Annotated in this window: 15 protein-coding genes; 13 read left to right on the top strand and 2 right to left on the bottom strand. The window is 69.2% G+C overall.

Annotation, left to right across the window (positions count from 1 at the left end; genetic code table 11):
• Positions 1-128: 128 nt before the first annotated feature.
• Both WS95_RS19065 and WS95_RS19060 read right to left on the bottom strand, forming a co-directional pair.
• On the bottom strand, positions 129-521 hold the full coding sequence (locus tag WS95_RS19065) for a methylglyoxal synthase (RefSeq protein WP_034208002.1): 393 nt from the start codon (positions 519-521) through the stop codon (positions 129-131).
• Between the two features lie 65 nt (positions 522-586).
• The gene (locus tag WS95_RS19060; protein ID WP_059825051.1) at positions 587-1,366 is read right to left on the bottom strand and encodes an SDR family oxidoreductase; all 780 of its coding nucleotides are present in this window, start codon (positions 1,364-1,366) and stop codon (positions 587-589) included.
• A 209-nt stretch (positions 1,367-1,575) separates the two neighbouring features.
• Between WS95_RS19060 and upp the strand changes: the two genes are divergently transcribed.
• The 13 genes from upp to WS95_RS18995 all read left to right on the top strand — a co-directional run bounded on the left by upp (position 1,576) and on the right by WS95_RS18995 (position 13,092).
• Positions 1,576-2,226: a uracil phosphoribosyltransferase gene (upp, locus tag WS95_RS19055; protein ID WP_006481871.1), complete on the top strand. Its 651-nt coding sequence runs from the start codon at positions 1,576-1,578 to the stop codon at positions 2,224-2,226.
• A 197-nt stretch (positions 2,227-2,423) separates the two neighbouring features.
• On the top strand, positions 2,424-3,152 hold the full coding sequence (locus tag WS95_RS19050) for a YebC/PmpR family DNA-binding transcriptional regulator (RefSeq protein WP_034208004.1): 729 nt from the start codon (positions 2,424-2,426) through the stop codon (positions 3,150-3,152).
• Positions 3,153-3,254: 102 nt separating this feature from the next.
• Complete coding sequence (gene purD, locus WS95_RS19045; RefSeq protein WP_059781304.1) at positions 3,255-4,535, top strand: phosphoribosylamine--glycine ligase; 1,281 nt, start codon at positions 3,255-3,257, stop codon at positions 4,533-4,535.
• 118 nt (positions 4,536-4,653) lie between these two features.
• Positions 4,654-5,577, top strand: a complete 924-nt coding sequence (gene hemF / locus WS95_RS19040) for an oxygen-dependent coproporphyrinogen oxidase (RefSeq protein ID WP_034208006.1) — start codon at positions 4,654-4,656, stop codon at positions 5,575-5,577.
• A 14-nt stretch (positions 5,578-5,591) separates the two neighbouring features.
• A complete protein-coding gene (locus tag WS95_RS19035; protein WP_179949007.1) occupies positions 5,592-6,317 on the top strand; it encodes a nicotinate-nucleotide adenylyltransferase in 726 nt (241 codons plus the stop codon).
• Between the two features lie 4 nt (positions 6,318-6,321).
• On the top strand, positions 6,322-6,765 hold the full coding sequence (rsfS, locus tag WS95_RS19030) for a ribosome silencing factor (RefSeq protein WP_059791316.1): 444 nt from the start codon (positions 6,322-6,324) through the stop codon (positions 6,763-6,765).
• Positions 6,766-6,783: 18 nt separating this feature from the next.
• The gene (gene rlmH / locus WS95_RS19025; protein WP_034208007.1) at positions 6,784-7,254 is read left to right on the top strand and encodes a 23S rRNA (pseudouridine(1915)-N(3))-methyltransferase RlmH; all 471 of its coding nucleotides are present in this window, start codon (positions 6,784-6,786) and stop codon (positions 7,252-7,254) included.
• 51 nt (positions 7,255-7,305) lie between these two features.
• Positions 7,306-7,938, top strand: a complete 633-nt coding sequence (locus tag WS95_RS19020) for a Maf family protein (RefSeq protein ID WP_034208008.1) — start codon at positions 7,306-7,308, stop codon at positions 7,936-7,938.
• An 8-nt stretch (positions 7,939-7,946) separates the two neighbouring features.
• Complete coding sequence (gene rng / locus WS95_RS19015) at positions 7,947-9,416, top strand: ribonuclease G (RefSeq protein WP_034208009.1); 1,470 nt, start codon at positions 7,947-7,949, stop codon at positions 9,414-9,416.
• Positions 9,417-9,542: 126 nt separating this feature from the next.
• Positions 9,543-9,878 (top strand): YggL family protein, encoded by a 336-nt coding sequence (locus WS95_RS19010; protein ID WP_059781300.1) that lies wholly within the window; start codon positions 9,543-9,545, stop codon positions 9,876-9,878.
• 387 nt (positions 9,879-10,265) lie between these two features.
• The gene (locus tag WS95_RS19005; RefSeq protein WP_059825049.1) at positions 10,266-11,228 is read left to right on the top strand and encodes a PRC-barrel domain-containing protein; all 963 of its coding nucleotides are present in this window, start codon (positions 10,266-10,268) and stop codon (positions 11,226-11,228) included.
• Positions 11,225-12,484, top strand: coding sequence for an MFS transporter (locus tag WS95_RS19000; RefSeq protein WP_034208012.1), 1,260 nt, complete (start codon positions 11,225-11,227; stop codon positions 12,482-12,484). Before WS95_RS19005 ends, WS95_RS19000 begins: the two co-directional genes overlap by 4 nt.
• A 41-nt stretch (positions 12,485-12,525) precedes the next feature.
• The gene (locus WS95_RS18995; RefSeq protein ID WP_034208013.1) at positions 12,526-13,092 is read left to right on the top strand and encodes an FUSC family protein; all 567 of its coding nucleotides are present in this window, start codon (positions 12,526-12,528) and stop codon (positions 13,090-13,092) included.
• Positions 13,093-13,154 lie beyond the last annotated feature (62 nt).

Below are 13,154 nucleotides of genomic sequence, written 5' to 3'. Positions count from 1 at the left end.
CCGATGCGCACGCCGCACCGATTCGTACGGGAGCCGGCAGGCACGCATGGCGACGCACGATTCTCGCGCGTCGCCGCCGTCCGTGCATGGCCCTGCCGCCGGCAGGGACAATCGGCCGGCGCCCGCGCCTAGCAAACGTCCTGCATGTTCCGCGCCAGATCGTCGAGCAGCATCCGCGCGGTCGCGACGTTGGTCGCGACCGGCACGTCGTGCACGTCGCAGGCGCGCACGAGCGCGGTGATGTCGGGGTCGTGCGGCTGCGCGGTCATCGGATCGCGCAGGAACACGACGATGTCGACGCGGCCGTCGGCCAGTTCCGCGCCGATCTGCAGGTCGCCGCCGAGCGGCCCCGACAGCTTGCGCTCGACGTCGAGCCCGTGCGCGGCGGCGATACGGCCGCCCGTCGTGCCCGTCGCGACCAGCCGGCATTGCGCGAGCGTCTCGCGATACTGGCCCGCGAGCGCGACGATCTCGTCCTTCTTCGCGTCGTGCGCAATCAATGCGATGCGGGGTTTGCTCATCTCCGTTTCCTTCGTCGTTCGGTTGTTCGGTCGTTGTGTCGTGGTCGTGAATCGCAAAGCGCGGGTCAGAACGTGCCCGGATACGCGCCGCCGTCGAGCAGCCAGTTCTGCCCGGTGATGTAGCCTGCGTGCACGCTGCACAGGAACGCGCAGGCCGCGCCGAATTCGGCGCGCGTGCCGAGGCGCCCGGCCGGGATGTCCCTGGCGCGCCGCGCACGCATCTCGTCGACCGTCACGCCCTGCGCCTTCGCCGATGCGGCGAGCGTCGTCGCGATCCGGTCGGTGTCGAACAGCCCCGGCAGCAGGTTGTTGATCGTCACGCCCTGCCCCGCGACCTTGCGCGACAGCCCCGCGACGAAGCCGGTCAGCCCCGAGCGCGCGCCGTTGGACAGCGCGAGCACGTCGATCGGCGCCTTCACGGCCGAACTCGTGATGTTGACGATCCGGCCGAAGCCGCGGCCGATCATCCCGTCGACGGTCGCCCGAATCAGCTCGATCGGCGTCAGCATGTTCGACTCGAGCGCGCGGATCCAGTCGTCGTGGGAGAAATCGCGGAAATCGCCGGGCGGCGGGCCGCCGGCATTCGTCACGAGAATGTCCGGCTGCGGGCACGCGGCGAGCGCGGCCGCGCGGCCGTCCGGCGTCGTGATGTCGCAGGCGACCGCCGTGACCGACACGTTCGCGCCGGCGCGGATCTCTTCCGCGGTTTCCTCCAGCGTGTCGCGCGTGCGCGCGACGATCACGAGGTTCACGCCCTCCGCGGCCAGCGCTTCCGCGCAGCCGCGCCCGAGGCCCTTGCTCGCCGCGCACACGAGCGCGGTCTTTCCTTCAATGCCGAGATCCATCGTCGCTTCCCTGGTGGCGCGCGTGCCGGCGCGGCCCCGCGTTGCCGCCGGCGGGCGGGCGAACGGGCGTGCGCGGCACGCGGATTGTCGTGAGACGTCGATAATATCCGGATCGCGCGGCGCGCCTTGGTAAAATTGCGGCCATCGGCGACGGCCGGCACGTGCCCGCCGCCGCCCCCGATCCCCTTTCGCCGCCAAGGCACCCCGTCATGAAACAGGACAGCCGTTTCCCGAACCTCTTCATCACCGATCACCCGCTGATCCAGCACAAGCTCACGCACATGCGCGACAAGGACACGTCCACGCGCACGTTCCGCGAACTGCTGCGCGAGATCACGCTGCTGATGGGCTACGAGATCACCCGCAACCTGCCGATCACGACCAAGCGGGTCGAAACCCCGCTGGTGGCGGTCGACGCGCCGGTGATCGCGGGCAAGAAGCTCGCGATCGTGCCCGTGCTGCGCGCGGGCATCGGGATGTCGGACGGCCTGCTCGATCTCGTGCCGTCCGCCCGCGTCGGCCACATCGGCGTGTACCGCGCCGACGACCACCGTCCGGTCGAATACCTGGTGCGCCTGCCGGACCTGGAAGACCGCATCTTCATCCTGTGCGACCCGATGGTCGCGACCGGCTATTCGGCCGTGCACGCGGTCGACGTGCTCAAGCGCCGCAACGTGCCGGCCGCGAACATCATGTTCGTCGCGCTGGTCGCCGCGCCCGAGGGCGTGCAGGTGTTCCAGGACGCGCACCCCGACGTGAAGCTGTTCGTCGCGTCGCTCGATTCGCACCTGAACGAGCACGCGTACATCGTGCCGGGCCTGGGCGACGCCGGCGACCGCCTGTTCGGCACCAAGAACTGACCGAAGCGAGCGGCCGCAACGGCCGCCCTGGTCGTTCGGCCATGCGCGGCGGCCCCGAACCGGCGGTCGCCGCGTGATAAAATCACGCTCCACTCGACACGCGCGGCCCCGCGGCTTCATGCCCGCCGACACGGCCGCCGATTCAACGACACACTGCAACAATCGCCCGCGCTGCGCGCCCGGGCACGGAGAAAGGTATGGCTGGTCATTCGAAATGGGCCAACATCAAGCATAAGAAAGCGGCAGCCGACGCGAAGCGCGGCAAGATCTGGACCCGCCTGATCAAGGAAATCCAGGTCGCAGCGCGCCTCGGCGGCGGCGACGTCAACTCGAACCCGCGCCTGCGTCTCGCGGTCGACAAGGCAGCCGACGCGAACATGCCGAAGGACAACGTCAAGCGCGCGATCGACCGCGGCGTCGGCGGCGCGGACGGCGCGAACTACGAAGAGATCCGTTACGAAGGCTACGGCATCGGCGGCGCGGCGATCATCGTCGACACGCTGACCGACAATCGCACCCGCACGGTCGCGGAAGTCCGTCACGCATTCTCGAAGTTCGGCGGCAACATGGGCACCGACGGCTCGGTCGCGTTCATGTTCGATCACGTCGGCCAGTTCCTGTTCGCGCCCGGCACGTCGGAAGAAGCGTTGATGGAAGCGGCGCTCGAAGCCGGCGCGAACGACGTGACCCCGAACGACGACGGCTCGATCGAAGTGCTGTGCGACTGGCAGGCGTTCTCGGCGGTGAAGGACGCGCTCGAAGCCGCAGGCTTCAAGGCCGAACTCGCCGAAGTGACGATGAAGCCGCAGAACGAAGTCGAATTCACCGGCGACGACGCGGCGAAGATGCAGAAGCTCCTGGACGCGCTCGAGAACCTCGACGACGTGCAGGAGGTGTATACGAACGCCGTCATCGTCGAGGAATGAAATGCCGGCCGCCGCACCTGTCGCGGCGGCGGCCCGACCGATTCCGCGGCCGGCGCGCCTGAGCGTGCCGGCCGCCCTGTTTTCTAGTCTGCGGGGAATCCCATGAAACTACTCGTCGTCGGTTCCGGCGGCCGCGAACATGCGCTGGCGTGGAAGCTCGCGCAGTCGCCGCGCGTCCAGATGGTCTACGTCGCGCCCGGCAATGGCGGTACGGCGCAAGACGAGCGTCTGAAGAACGTCGACATCACGTCGCTCGACGAACTCGCCGATTTCGCAGAACGCGAAGGCGTCGCGTTCACGCTCGTCGGGCCGGAAGCACCGCTCGCGGCCGGCATCGTCAACCTGTTCCGCGCGCGCGGCCTGAAGGTCTTCGGCCCGACCCGCGAAGCCGCGCAGCTCGAAAGCTCGAAGGATTTCGCGAAGGCGTTCATGAAGCGCCACGGCATCCCGACCGCCGACTACGAAACCTTCGCCGACGCGGCCGCTGCCCACGCGTACATCGACGCGAAGGGTGCGCCGATCGTCGTGAAGGCCGACGGCCTCGCGGCCGGCAAGGGCGTCGTCGTCGCGATGACGCTCGAAGAAGCGCATGCGGCCGTCGACATGATGCTGTCGGGCAACAAGCTGGGAGACGCCGGCGCGCGCGTCGTGATCGAGGAATTCCTCGACGGCGAGGAAGCGAGCTTCATCGTGATGGTCGACGGCAAGCACGCGCTGGCGCTGGCATCCAGCCAGGACCACAAGCGCCTGCTCGACGAGGATCGCGGCCCGAACACCGGCGGCATGGGCGCGTATTCGCCCGCGCCGATCGTCACGCCGCAGATGCACGCACGCGTGATGCGCGAAATCATCATGCCGACCGTGCGCGGGATGGAGAAGGACGGCATCCGCTTCACGGGCTTCCTGTACGCCGGTCTGATGATCGACAAGGACGGCAATCCGCGCACCCTCGAGTTCAACTGCCGGATGGGCGACCCGGAAACGCAGCCGATCATGGCGCGCCTGAAGAGCGATTTCTCGAAGGTCGTCGAACAGGCGATAGCGGGCACGCTCGATACGGTCGAGCTCGACTGGGATCGCCGCACCGCGCTCGGCGTCGTGCTGGCCGCGCACGGCTACCCGGACGCGCCGCGCAAGGGCGACCGCATCAACGGGATCCCGGCCGAAACCGAACAGGCCGTGACGTTCCATGCAGGCACGACGCTCGCCGACGGCGACAAGCTCGTGACGTCCGGCGGCCGCGTGCTGTGCGTGGTCGGCCTTGCCGATTCGGTGCGCGAAGCGCAGCAGCATGCGTACGACACGATCAACCAGATCAATTTCGAAGGCATGCAGTACCGCCGCGACATCGGCTTTCGCGCGCTCAACCGCAAGAGCGCGTGACGTCGCCATCGCCGCCCCGCGCCCGCGCGGCGGCGGCCCGTCTGCCGGGGTTCGATAGAATGCCCGGCAGACGCTTTTTTTACGGCCCTCGCTCAGCGCGGGGGCAGCCAGTCCAGACATGACCGATTCGACCTACGACGTGGCGCGTGTGCGCACGTACCTCCAGGGCCTGCAGACACGTATCGCCGACGCGCTCGGCGCGCTCGACGGCACGCCGCTCGCGACCGACACGTGGCAGCGCGGGCCGGCCGAACGCCTGCGCGGCGGCGGTTGCACGCGGATTCTCGAAGGCGGCCGCGTGTTCGAACGCGCGGGAATCGGCTTTTCCGACGTCGCGGGCGACGCGCTGCCGCCGTCGGCGAGCGCGGCGCGCCCGCAGCTCGCGGGCCGCGGCTTCGAGGCGCTCGGCGTGTCGCTCGTGCTGCACCCGCGCAATCCGTACTGCCCGACCGTGCACATGAACGTGCGGATGCTGATCGCGACAAAACCGGGCGAGGCGCCCGTGTTCTGGTTCGGCGGCGGCATGGATCTGACACCGGTTTACGGTTTCGAGGACGACGCGCGCCATTTCCACCAGACCTGCAAGGACGCGCTCGACCCGTTCGGCATCGAGCTCTACCCACGCTTCAAGCAATGGTGCGACGAATATTTCTTCCTGAAGCACCGCAACGAGATGCGCGGCATCGGCGGGATCTTCTTCGACGATTTCTCGGAACCCGGTTTCGAACGCTCGTTTGACATGATGCAAAGCGTCGGCGATGCGTTCCTGCACGCTTATCTGCCGATCGTCGAGCGCCGCGCCGGGCTGCCGTACGGCGAGCGCGAGCGCGACTTTCAGGCCTACCGCCGCGGCCGCTACGTCGAATTCAACCTCGTGTTCGACCGCGGCACGCTGTTCGGCCTGCAAAGCGGCGGCCGGACCGAGTCGATCCTGATGTCGATGCCGCCGGTCGCGAACTGGCGCTACAACTGGCAGCCCGAGCCGGGTTCGCCCGAAGCGCGCCTGACCAGCGACTTCCTCGTGCCGCGCGACTGGGTGTGAGCCCGCGCGCCCCGCTGCCCCAACGAAAGGACGCGTTTCTGGACACCATCGCCCGCCCCGCCCCGCTGCCGCGCCGTATCGGCTTGCTGGGCGGTACTTTCGACCCGATCCACGACGGCCATCTCGCGCTCGCGCGCCGGTTCGCCGGGCTGCTCGACCTGACCGAACTCGTATTGCTGCCCGCCGGGCAGCCGTACCAGAAGCGCGACGTGTCGGCCGCCGAGCACCGGCTCGCGATGACGCGCGCCGCCGCCGGCACGCTGTCGATGCCGGGCGTGACCGTGACCGTCGCCACCGACGAGATCGAGCACGCCGGCCCGACCTACACGGTCGAGACGCTCGCGCGCTGGCGCGAGCGGATCGGCCCGGATGCGTCGCTGTCGCTGCTGATCGGCGCCGACCAGCTCGTGCGCCTCGATACGTGGCGCGACTGGCGCACGCTGTTCGACTACGCGCACATCGGCGTGTCGACGCGCCCGGGCTTCGAGCTCGACGCGGCGCCGCCGGACGTCGCGCGCGAAATCGCCGCGCGGCAGGCCGGCGCCGACGTGCTCAAGGCCACGCCGGCGGGCCGCCTGCTGATCGATACGACCCTTTCGTTCGACATCGCCGCGACCGACATCCGCGCGCACCTGCGCGAATGCATCGCACGCCATGCGCAAATGCCCGACGCGTCAGCCGAACATGTGCCGGCCGCCGTATGGGCCTATATTCTTCAACATCGCCTCTACCATTCCTGAATCCATGGATATTCGCAAACTGCAGCGCGTGATCGTCGACGCCCTCGAAGACGTCAAGGCGCAAGACATCAAGGTGTTCAACACCAGCCACCTGACCGAACTGTTCGACCGCGTGGTCGTCGCCTCGGGCACCTCCAACCGCCAGACCAAGGCCCTCGCGTCGAACGTGCGCGACAAGGTCAAGGAAGCCGGCGGCGACGTCGTCAGCTCCGAAGGCGAGGACACCGGCGAATGGGTGCTGGTCGACTGCGGCGACGCGGTCGTGCACATCCTGCAACCGGCGCTGCGCCAGTACTACAACCTCGAGGAAATCTGGGGCGACAAGCCCGTGCGGATGAAGCTCGGCGGCGGCAAGGGCAACGGCTTCGCCACGGCGAGCGAAGACGACGACGAAGAGGAAGAAGCGCCCGCACGCCCGGCGCGCAAGACGGCCGCCCGGCGCCGCTAAGCCGTCACGCGTCTCCCGATGAAGCTTTTCATCCTCGCGGTCGGCCACAAGATGCCGGGCTGGATCGCATCCGGCTTCGACGAATACACGAAGCGGATGCCGCCCGAACTGCGCATCGAGTTGCGCGAAATCAAGCCTGAACTGCGTTCGGGCGGCCGCAGCGCCGAAAGCGTGATGGCGGCCGAGCGGCAGAAGATCGAGGCCGCGCTGCCGAAGGGCGCACGCATCGTCGCGCTCGACGAGCGCGGCCGCGACTGGACCACGATGCAGCTCGCGCAGGCGCTGCCCGGCTGGCAGCAGGACGGCCGCGACGTCGCGTTCGTGATCGGCGGGGCCGACGGGCTCGATCCGGACCTGAAAGCGCGCGCCGACGTGCTGCTGCGCATCTCGAGCATGACGCTGCCGCACGGCATGGTGCGCGTGCTGCTCGCCGAACAGCTTTACCGGGCGTGGAGCATCACGCAGAATCACCCCTACCACCGCGCATGACGCGTCGTCCTCGACACGCGCGCCGCGCGCGCTCAACGAGATAACGACACCATGCCGTCCAGCACGTCCCCCGCGCTTTTCCCGATCCTTTACCTCGCTTCGCAAAGCCCGCGCCGCCAGGAGCTGCTGCAGCAGATCGGCGTGCGCTTCGAGCTGCTGCTGCCGCGCCCCGACGAGGACGCCGAGGCGCTCGAGGCCGAACTGCCCGGCGAAACCGCCGACGCGTACGTGCGGCGCGTGACCATCGCGAAGGCCGAGGCCGCGCGCTCGCGCCTCGTCGCGAGCGGCAAGCCGGCCGCGCCGGTGCTGGTGGCCGATACCACGGTGACGATCGACGGCGCGATCCTCGGCAAGCCGGCCGACGCCGACGATGCGCTCGCGATGCTCACCCGCCTCGCCGGCCGCGAGCACGCGGTGCTGACCGCCGTCGCCGTGATCGACGCCGGCGGCGCACTGCTGCCGCCCGCGCTGTCGCGCTCGTCGGTGCGCTTCGCGGCCGCGTCGCGCGATGCGTACGCGCGCTACGTCGAAACCGGCGAGCCGTTCGGCAAGGCCGGCGCGTACGCGATCCAGGGCCGCGCGGCCGAATTCATCGAGCGAATCGACGGATCCCATTCAGGTATCATGGGTCTGCCCCTTTTTGAGACTGCCGCGCTGCTGCGTACCGCACGCGTCGCCTTCTGAACCGCACCATGAACGAAGAAATCCTGATCAACCTCACGCCGCAGGAAACGCGCGTCGCACTCGTCCAGCAAGGCGCGGTGCAGGAGCTTCACGTCGAGCGCACGCTGTCGCGCGGGCGGGTCGGCAACATCTATCTCGGCAAGGTCGTGCGCGTGCTGCCCGGCATGCAGTCGGCGTTCATCGACATCGGCCTCGAGCGCGCGGCGTTCCTGCACGTCGCCGACATCTGGCATCCGCGCCTCGCGGGCGAGCCGCAGTCGGGCGCGCCGCACCAGCCGATCGAGAAGATCGTGTTCGAGGGGCAGACGCTGATGGTGCAGGTGATCAAGGATCCGATCGGCACCAAAGGCGCGCGGCTGTCGACGCAGGTCAGCATCGCGGGACGCACGCTCGTCTATCTGCCGCAGGAGCCGCATATCGGCATCTCGCAGAAGATCGAAAGCGAGGCCGAGCGCGAGGCCGTGCGCGCGCGCCTGACGGCCGTGATCCCGCCGGACGAGAAAGGCGGCTACATCGTGCGCACGATCGCCGAGGACGCCACCTCCGACGAGCTGGCCGGCGACGTCACCTACCTGCGCAAGACCTGGGCGACGATCGTCGCGCAAGCGCAGCGGCTGCCGGCGACGAGCCTGCTGTACCAGGACCTCGATCTCGCGCAGCGCGTGCTGCGCGATTTCGCGAACGACGACACGACGCGCATCCAGGTCGATTCGCGCGAGACGTACCAGCGCCTCGCTGAATTCGCGGGCGAGTTCACGCCGGCCGTGAGCCCGAAGCTGCATCACTACACGGGCGAGCGGCCGCTGTTCGACCTGTACAACATCGAGACGGAGATCCAGCGCGCGCTGTCGCGCCGCGTCGACCTGAAGTCGGGCGGCTATCTGATGATCGACCAGACCGAGGCGATGACGACGATCGACGTGAACACCGGCGGCTACGTCGGCGCGCGCAATTTCGACGACACGATCTTCAAGACCAACCTCGAGGCCGCGCACACGATCGCGCGACAGTTGCGGCTGCGCAACCTCGGCGGGATCATCATCATCGACTTCATCGACATGGAGAACGCCGAGCATCGCGACGCGGTGCTGTCCGAGCTGAAGAAGGCGCTGTCGCGCGACCGCACGCGCGTGACGGTCAACGGCTTCTCGCAGCTCGGGCTCGTCGAGATGACACGCAAGCGCACGCGCGAATCGCTCGCGCACGTGCTGTGCGAACCGTGCCCGACCTGCCAGGGCAAGGGCCAGGTGAAGACGTCGCGCACCGTGTGCTACGACATCCTGCGCGAGATCCTGCGCGAATCGCGGCAGTTCAACCCGCGCGAGTTTCGCGTGATCGCCGCGCAGCAGGTGATCGACCTGTTCCTCGACGAGGAGTCGCAGCATCTCGCGATGCTGATCGACTTCATCGGCAAGCCGGTGTCGCTTCAGGTCGAGTCGAACCTGAGCCAGGAGCAGTACGACATCGTGCTGATGTAACGTTGCGTCCATCCGCCGCCGGCAGCGCCGCGCGGCGCCCCGATGCGGCGGCCGGGCCGTTCGCGTATGCCGCGCCAGCACCGCCGCCGCCCTTTCATCGATCCTTTTCGCATTCACCCCCAGACCATGAGCCAACGCCACAACCGCCGCCAGCGCAAGAAACTCCACATCGGCGAATTCCAGGAACTCGCGTTCAACGCCACCGCGCATTACCGCAACGACATGACCGACCTCGAGCGCGGCCAGTTGATCGATGCGTTCATCGACTTCGTCGAAGCGAACGGGCTGCTGACCGTCGCGTCCGCGGACGAAGGCATCGGCGCATACGTGATCTCCGGCGCGCCGCGCGGCACGACGACCGACGCCGACCGCGAACTCGTGCGCGGATGGCTGGCCGACCGTCCGGAGCTGACCGACGTCAAGGTCAGCGAATTCACCGACGCGTGGTATCCGGACGCCTGATTTCCCGGTTTCGCGTTGCGTCGAACGGTGCCCGAGCCTGCCCGCCGTCACGGCGAGCCAGGCCGGCGCCGCTTCTTCCGGACGATCGTGACGGCCGCTCGCGTCGCCGGGCCGCTGTCGCCGTCCGCGTATGGCGGCTCAGGCCCGCGAGCCAGGGCACCGGCTGCAGCGCCTGCACCGCGTCGTCGTGGCCCGGGCGCCGCAGCCGGACCGCCACCCGCTCCGCTCCCTTCCTTTCCCCCACGATCCGCTTGCAACCGGCCATCGAAATCGGTCCTGAAAGCAAGACACGTTAAACTCTCACCTCGCGTGGTGCGCCGCCCGCACCCGCCATCCATCGCCAGCCGCGTGCCCTCGGGCCGCCCCCGACCCATGGAGTGAGTGTCAATGAGCGGCGGACTCCCGTTTCCCGCATCCCGCAAGTCGTTGCCGTCCTCGACGGTCTTCCTGATTCTCGCCGTCGCCGCGTTGCTGTCCGGCTGCGGGCTGCTGCCGGTCCAGAACCCGCCCGCGCCGATCAGCGAGGCGCTCGTCGAGCCCGTCGAGGAGACCGCCGGCGAGCCGCTGACGATGCCGCCCGTGCCCGCGCCGACGCAACCGGAGGAACCGGAAGCGCCGAAGAAGCCGCACCGCGAGGTGGCACGGCCGAAGCCCGTGCAACGCCCCGAATCGCCGACCCCGCCGCCGCCGCCCGCGCCGCTCGTCGCGACGCGCGCGCTCGACCGCACCCAGATCCATGCGCTGCTCGACAGCGAGGTCGCGCGCCGTAACGGCAAGGTGGTCGGCCGCGCGGTCGACATGGTGGTCGACGCGAGCGGCAAGCCGCGCGAGATGATCGTCAACCTGCAGGGCTTCATGGGGATCGGCGACCGCAAGGTCATCTTCCCGTGGAACGTGTTCCGCTTCACGCCGGGCGGCAAACAGGAGCCGATCGTGCTCGACGTGCCGTCGGGCGACCTGCCGCCCGCCGCGCGGCCGAAGGCGGTGCCGCTGTCGGGGTCGGCCGCGGCGTCGCCGGCGACGCGGCTGCCGATGCTCGACAGCGACGTCGAGCGCCCGAACGGCACGAAGATCGGCCGCATCGTCGACGTGCTGATCGACCGCGGCGCCCAGCCGCAGGCCGTCGTGCTCGACCTCGGCGGGCTCGTCAATACCGACCGCCGCTCGATCGCCGCGAGCTGGGGCGCGCTGCGCTTCGTCACGCGCGACAAGGCGCTGCACCCGCAGCTCGACCTGAACGACGCCCAGATCAAGGCATCGCCGCCGTACGCGGCCGACAAGCCGATCGTCGCCGTCTTCCCGCCTGTCGCCCCGGCCGCGCCGGCATCGTCTGCGAGTGCCATCCGATGACGATCAAGCATTCCGTCAGCGTTCGCAGTCTGCGCTCCCTCGACTGGCTCAACTTTTTCGTTGCAAACGTTCAAACCGGGTTCGGTCCGTTCATCGCGTCCTATCTCGCGTCGCACAAGTGGACGCAGGGCGAGATCGGCATGGTGCTGTCGATCGGCACGATCAGCGCGATGGTCAGCCAGGTGCCGGGCGGCGCGGCCGTCGACGCGCTGAAGAACAAGAAAGGCGCGGCCGCGTGGGCGATCGCGGCCATCATCCTGTCCGCGGTCCTGCTCGCGTCGAGCCCGACGATCGTGCCGGTGATCGCCGCCGAGGTGTTCCACGGCTTCGCGAGCTGCATGCTGGTGCCGGCGATGGCGGCGATCTCGTTCTCGCTCGTCGGCCGCGCCGATCTCGGCGACCGGCTCGGCCGCAACGCGCGCTGGGCGTCGATCGGCAGTGCGGTCGCGGCGGGCCTGATGGGGCTGACCGGCGAATATTTCTCCGCGCGCGCGGTGTTCTGGCTGACCGCCGTGCTGGCGCTGCCCGCGCTGTTCGCGCTCGCGATGATCCAGCCGACGCACGAGGTGATTCCGCAGTCGTCGAAGCACGACGACGCCGACGAAGGCGAGGAACGCGAAACGCTGCTCGAGCTGCTGCGCGACCGCCGGATGCTGATCTTCGCGGCCTGCGTCGTGCTGTTCCATCTGTCGAACGCTGCGATGCTGAACCTCGCGGCCGGCGAAGTCACGGCCGGGATGGGCGAGAACGTGCAGCTCGTGATCGCCGCGTGCATCATCGTGCCGCAGGCGATCGTCGCGATGCTGTCGCCGTGGGTCGGCCGCTCCGCGCAGCGCTGGGGGCGCCGGCCGATCCTGCTGCTCGGCTTCTCCGCGCTGCCGGTGCGCGCGCTGCTGTTCGCCGGCGTCAGCAGCCCGTACCTGCTCGTGCCGGTGCAGATGCTCGACGGCATCAGCGCGGCCGTGTTCGGCGTGATGCTGCCGCTGATCGCGGCCGACGTCGCGGGCGGCAAGGGCCGCTACAACCTCTGTATCGGGCTGTTCGGGCTCGCGGCCGGGATTGGCGCCACGCTCAGCACGGCCGTGGCCGGCTACGTCGCCGATCACTTCGGCAACGCGGTCAGCTTCTTCGGGCTCGCGGCCGCCGGCGCGCTCGCGGTGCTGCTGGTCTGGCTCGTGATGCCCGAAACCCGCGTCGAGAACGGCGACGCGACGGCCGCCGAACCGGCGGCCGCCTCGCCCGAACAGGCTCATTGACGGCGGCGCGCCGCCGCTACCCGCTTCTTGGCCGACGCACGATGGATACGATCAGGACACTCAACGAAGCCCGCCAGCAGATCCAGCAGTCGATCTTCGATCTGTTCAAGGGGTTGTCATTCGGCGAGCGGCTCGCGCAAGGCGCGCTGATGGCGCTGCAGGCCGTCTGCGGCGCGTGCCTCGCGTATGCGATCGGCCGCGCGATGCATACCGAGCAGGCCGTGTGGGCGGCGATCACCGCGATCGCCGTCACGCAGCACAACTACTCGGACACGATGTCGCTGTCGCGCGACCAGTTCATCGGCGCGATGGTCGGCGGCATCCTCGGCTTCGCCGGTGCGGCGTTGGGCGGCGATCGCCTCGTCGCGTATGCGATCACGGTCGCGGTCGCGATCGTCTGCTGCTGGTGCCTGAACGTCGGCAGCGCCGCACGGCTCGGCGGCGTGACCGCGACGATCGTGCTGCTGTTCCCGGGCAACGGCCCGCTGTGGGACGTTCCGCTGATCCGGCTCGGCGAAGTGACGCTCGGCACGGTGTGCGCGCTGGGCGTGTGCTGGCTGATGTCGAGAATCGAGCGGCGCTGGTTCCGCCGCGCGGCGGCAAAGTGACGCGGGGAGCCGGCGGCCCGGCGTGCATCGCGGCATCGCGATCCATGCCGGGCCGCGGGCCG

The sequence above is a fragment of the Burkholderia sp. MSMB1826 genome (genome assembly GCF_001526325.1).
Taxonomy (GTDB): Bacteria; Pseudomonadota; Gammaproteobacteria; order Burkholderiales; family Burkholderiaceae; genus Burkholderia.
Note: the sequence above shows the minus strand (reverse complement) of the source record. Positions and strands in the feature narration are given on the sequence as shown.

Excerpts from the sequence above, each read along its gene's own strand:
- WS95_RS19065 (WP_034208002.1), bottom strand. The coding sequence starts at position 521 with ATGAGCAAACCCCGCATCGCATTGATTGCGCACGACGCGAAGAAGGAC.
- WS95_RS19060 (WP_059825051.1), bottom strand. The coding sequence starts at position 1,366 with ATGGATCTCGGCATTGAAGGAAAGACCGCGCTCGTGTGCGCGGCGAGC.
- upp (WP_006481871.1), top strand. The coding sequence starts at position 1,576 with ATGAAACAGGACAGCCGTTTCCCGAACCTCTTCATCACCGATCACCCG.
- WS95_RS19050 (WP_034208004.1), top strand. The coding sequence starts at position 2,424 with ATGGCTGGTCATTCGAAATGGGCCAACATCAAGCATAAGAAAGCGGCA.
- purD (WP_059781304.1), top strand. The coding sequence starts at position 3,255 with ATGAAACTACTCGTCGTCGGTTCCGGCGGCCGCGAACATGCGCTGGCG.
- hemF (WP_034208006.1), top strand. The coding sequence starts at position 4,654 with ATGACCGATTCGACCTACGACGTGGCGCGTGTGCGCACGTACCTCCAG.
- rsfS (WP_059791316.1), top strand. The coding sequence starts at position 6,322 with ATGGATATTCGCAAACTGCAGCGCGTGATCGTCGACGCCCTCGAAGAC.
- rlmH (WP_034208007.1), top strand. The coding sequence starts at position 6,784 with ATGAAGCTTTTCATCCTCGCGGTCGGCCACAAGATGCCGGGCTGGATC.
- WS95_RS19020 (WP_034208008.1), top strand. The coding sequence starts at position 7,306 with ATGCCGTCCAGCACGTCCCCCGCGCTTTTCCCGATCCTTTACCTCGCT.
- rng (WP_034208009.1), top strand. The coding sequence starts at position 7,947 with ATGAACGAAGAAATCCTGATCAACCTCACGCCGCAGGAAACGCGCGTC.
- WS95_RS19010 (WP_059781300.1), top strand. The coding sequence starts at position 9,543 with ATGAGCCAACGCCACAACCGCCGCCAGCGCAAGAAACTCCACATCGGC.
- WS95_RS19005 (WP_059825049.1), top strand. The coding sequence starts at position 10,266 with ATGAGCGGCGGACTCCCGTTTCCCGCATCCCGCAAGTCGTTGCCGTCC.
- WS95_RS19000 (WP_034208012.1), top strand. The coding sequence starts at position 11,225 with ATGACGATCAAGCATTCCGTCAGCGTTCGCAGTCTGCGCTCCCTCGAC.
- WS95_RS18995 (WP_034208013.1), top strand. The coding sequence starts at position 12,526 with ATGGATACGATCAGGACACTCAACGAAGCCCGCCAGCAGATCCAGCAG.